We start from the raw sequence: 4,330 nt of genomic DNA, 5'->3' as shown, positions 1-4,330 counted from the left end.
GTTGCCTGCCAGGTGGAGGGGATGTTTGTCCAGATGATGCTGAAAAGCATGCGTGAAGCCCTGCCAAAAGATGGCATCTTCAGCAGCGACTCGACGCGTCTGTACACCAGCATGTATGACCAGCAGATTGCGCAGCAGATGACTGCCGGTAAAGGGTTGGGGCTTGCCGATGTGATCGTTAAGCAGATGGCGGCCGCGCAGGGCGTGCCGCCAGAAGAGGCACCGCAGCAGGTGCCGATGAAGTTCGATCTGGAAAGGGTCACCAGCTATCAAAACCAGGCCCTGACGCAGATGGTGCGTAAAGCGGTGCCGAAGGTGCCTGAGAGCAATGATGAACCCCTCACCGGCGACAGCAAAGACTTCCTGGCGCAGCTCTCCCTGCCGGCGCGTCTCGCCAGCCAGCAGAGTGGGGTGCCGCATCACCTGATCCTCGCCCAGGCGGCGCTGGAGTCGGGCTGGGGACAACGGCAGATCCGCCGTGAGAACGGTGAGCCGAGCTTTAACATCTTTGGGGTGAAGGCCTCGGGGAGCTGGAAAGGGCCGACTACCGAGATCACCACCACCGAGTATGAAAACGGCGAAGCGAAGAAGATCAAAGCCAAATTCCGCGTCTACAGCTCCTATCTCGAGGCACTTTCAGACTATGTCGGCCTGTTGAGTCGTAACCCGCGCTATGCGGCCGTGACCCAGGCTGCGACGGCAGAGCAGGGTGCGCAGGCGTTGCAGAACGCGGGCTACGCCACCGATCCACAGTATGCCCGCAAGCTGACCAGCATGATTCAGCAGCTGAAAGCGATGGGTGAGAAGGTCAGCAAAGCCTACAGCAACGATATCGAAAATCTGTTCTGAAAGTTCTCAAGTCCGGCTGGGGCCTGCCGATAATCTCCAGCAGGACTCATGTCTGAAAGTATAAAAGGAACCCCCATGTCCAGTTTGATCAACAGCGCCATGAGTGGCCTCAGTGCAGCACAGGCTGCGCTGAATACCGCCAGTAATAACATTTCGAGCTACAACGTGACGGGCTATACCCGTCAGACGACGGTGCTGAGTGCCTCAAACAGCACGCTGACGGGCGGCGGTTGGGTTGGCAACGGCGTGTATGTCTCTGGGGTACAACGCGAATATGATGCATTCATTACCAACCAGCTGCGCACCGCGCAGAACCAGAGCAGTGCCCTGACGACCCGCTACCAGCAGATGTCCAAAATTGACGACATTCTCTCTGGCAGCACCAACAGCCTGGCGACCACCCTGCAGGGTTTCTTTACCAGTCTGCAGACTCTGGTGAGCAACGCCGAAGATCCGGCGGCGCGCCAGACGGTACTGGGCAAGGCTGATGGTCTGGTGAACCAGTTCAAGGTGAACGATCAGTATCTGCGGGATCAGGATAAGCAGATCAACACCGCTATCGGTACCAGCGTTGATCAGATCAACAACTACGCTAAACAGATTGCCAACCTGAACGATCAGATTTCCCGCCTGACCGGCGTGGGCGCGGGCGCATCCCCGAACAATCTGCTCGACCAGCGTGACCAGCTGGTCAGCGAGCTGAACCAGATCGTGGGGGTTGAAGTCTCCGTTCAGGATAGCGGCACCTATAACGTCTCCTTTGGCAATGGCTACAACCTGGTTCAGGGCAGCACCGCTAATCAGCTGGCGGCCGTGAAGTCGAGCGCCGATCCATCCCGCACTACGGTGGCGTTTGTTGACGGCGCCTCGGGCCCCGTTGAGATCCCGGAAAAACTGCTGACCAGCGGCTCTCTGGGCGGCATGTTGACTTTCCGTACCGAAGAGCTCGACGCGGCACGTAACACTCTTAACCAGCTGGCGCTCTCTTTCGCTAACGAGATGAACACCCAGCATGCCAAAGGTTTCGACGCCGAAGGCACTGCCGGCGGTGAGTTGTTCAAAATCGGTGCTCCGGCGGTACTGGGAAACACCAAAAATACCGGTTCGGCCTCGGTCACCGCGGCGATTAACGTGGCAGACAGCGCTAAAGTGCAGGCCACCGACTACAAGATGGAGTTTGATAGCGGCAGCTGGAAGATCACCCGTCTTTCCGATAAAACCACCGTCAACCCAACTGTCGACGGCAACGGTAATTTATCCTTTGATGGCCTGACGGTGAACGTATCGGGCGCGGCGAATAACAAAGACAGCTTTATCGTTAAGCCTGTCGTCAATGCCATCGTCAATATGGATGTGGCGATTAGCGATGAGTCTAAACTGGCGCTGGCGTCTGACGCCACCGGCGGTGAAAGCGATAACCGCAACGGCCAGGCGCTGCTTAATCTGCAGAACAGCAAAGTGGTCGGCGGCAACAAGAGTTTTAACGATGCGTATGCCTCGTTGGTCAGCACCGTCGGCAGCAAAACCGCGACGCTGAAAACCAGCAGCACCACCCAGGCAAACGTGACGACGCAGCTGAGCAACCAGCAGCAGTCGATCTCCGGGGTTAACCTCGATGAAGAGTATGGCAACCTCCAGCGCTACCAGCAGTACTACCTGGCCAATGCCCAGGTACTGCAAACCGCCAGCACGCTCTTTGACGCGTTAATCAATATTCGCTAAGGCCGAGGTGAACGATGCGTATTAGCACCCAGATGATGTACCAGCAGAACATGCGTGGGATCACCGACTCCCAGAGCAAGTGGCTGAGCTACGGTGAGCAGATGTCCACCGGTAAACGTGTTAACCGTCCTTCTGACGATCCTATTGCTGCTTCGCAGGCGGTAGTATTGTCCCAGGCGCAGGCGCAAAACAGCCAGTATACGCTGGCCCGCTCTTTTGCCTCCCAGCGAGTCGGGCTGGAAGAGAGCGTTCTGGGCCAGGTGACCACTGCGCTGCAATCAGCACAGGATAAAATTGTTTATGCCGGAAACGGCTCTCTGAGTGATAACGACCGCAGTTCCATTGCCACCGATCTGCAGGGTATCCGCGATCAGCTCTTGAACCTGGCAAACAGTACCGATGGCAACGGACGCTATATTTTTGCCGGTTATAAAACGGATGCTCCGGCATTCGATCAGGCAACCGGAAAGTATGATGGCGGCGACACGCCGATCAGGCAGCAGGTCGATTCCGCGCGTAACATGCAGATCAGCCATACCGGCCTGGAAGTGTTTGAATCTTTCACCAGCAATGCCGCGCCAGAACCTGATGGCTCTGCCCCGGAAAAGAATTTGTTCAAAATCCTGGATAACGTGATTGCGGCTTTGAAAACGCCAGTCAGCGGCGATCAGGGCAAGAGTGATCAACTGACTCTGGACATTGATAAAGCAAACCGCGGATTACGTAATTCCCTTGATAACGTGCTGACAGTGCGCGCTGACCTGGGCACCAAACTGACTGAACTCGATGCACTCGATACGCTGGGCAGTGACCGGGCGTTAGGCCAGACCCAGCAGATGAGCGACCTGGTGGACGTTGACTGGAACTCGGCTATCTCATCTTATGTGATGCAGCAGGCGGCGCTTCAGGCATCTTATAAAGCATTCAGCGATATGCAGGGTATGTCTCTGTTCCAGTTGAATAAATAACTGACTTGACCTTTAGAACATGGCTTGAAACTGGTTATGTTCTGTATGCCCAATCCGTTTTGCGGATTGGGCTTTTTTTTCAGGAATTTTGCAGGGCCGATGAACGGGTGCGGACGTTTTCAGTCATACGGATAATCAGCGCCACGCCTGCTGTAATGGTCGCCAGCGCAATAACGCCCGGCCAACCGGCCATGGTATAGAGCTGACTGCCGAGCGCGGAACCTAACGCCATCCCGATAAACACACCGGTAAAGAGCAGAGCGTTCAGACGGCCACGGGCCTGGGGCTCAAGGCTATAAACCAGGTTCTGGTGAGCCACCAGGCTCGACTGCAGACCGAGATCAAAACCTACCGCGGCAACGGCAATCAGGATCAGCTGGCCCTGTACACCTAATGCCGGCATGAAAAACATCAGGGCGAAGGAGACGGTTACCAGCGCGGCACCCAGCTGAGTGACTTTACCAGCGCCCAGTTTATCCGCCAGACCGCCAGCGAGTGGCGCGGCCAGAGCGCCTGCGGCACCGGCAATGCCATAGCCACCGGCAACGGCGCTGCCAAGACCGTAGTGTTCCATCAGCATCACCGCGAGGGTAGACCAGAAGGCGCTAAAGGCGATGGAGAGAAAACCCTGTGCCAGTGCGGCGCGGCGCAGAGCGGGGTAGCGACGCCACAGGTGTGCCATGGAGCGCATCAGCTGCGGATAACGCAGGTTCGACGGCACCGCGAAGCGGGGCAGAATAAACCACATTACGGCGGCGAGGATCGCAATACTGCCTGCCGCCAGCTGGTAC

At 56.9% G+C, this 4,330-nt stretch carries 4 protein-coding genes; 3 read left to right on the top strand and 1 reads right to left on the bottom strand.

Annotation, left to right across the window (positions count from 1 at the left end):
- From flgJ to flgL, 3 genes are all read left to right on the top strand, one after another.
- Window positions 1–849, top strand: an 849-nt coding sequence (gene flgJ / locus WFM46_RS23005) for a flagellar assembly peptidoglycan hydrolase FlgJ (protein WP_336998638.1), incomplete at its 5' end; no start/stop codon positions are given.
- A gap of 75 nt (window positions 850–924) precedes the next feature.
- Window positions 925–2,571: a flagellar hook-associated protein FlgK gene (gene flgK, locus WFM46_RS23000; RefSeq protein WP_336998637.1), complete on the top strand. Its 1,647-nt coding sequence runs from the start codon at window positions 925–927 to the stop codon at window positions 2,569–2,571.
- A 14-nt stretch (window positions 2,572–2,585) separates the two neighbouring features.
- Window positions 2,586–3,539 (top strand): flagellar hook-associated protein FlgL, encoded by a 954-nt coding sequence (gene flgL, locus WFM46_RS22995; RefSeq protein WP_103179083.1) that lies wholly within the window; start codon window positions 2,586–2,588, stop codon window positions 3,537–3,539.
- 79 nt (window positions 3,540–3,618) lie between these two features.
- Here the strand turns inward: flgL and WFM46_RS22990 are convergent.
- Window positions 3,619–4,330, bottom strand: a 712-nt coding sequence (locus WFM46_RS22990) for an MFS transporter (RefSeq protein WP_336998636.1), incomplete at its 5' end; no start/stop codon positions are given.

Origin of the sequence: Leclercia sp. M50, from assembly GCF_037150775.1 — a bacterium.
Classification (GTDB): domain Bacteria; phylum Pseudomonadota; class Gammaproteobacteria; order Enterobacterales; family Enterobacteriaceae; genus Enterobacter.
This window is presented reverse-complemented; position numbering and strand designations above follow the sequence as displayed.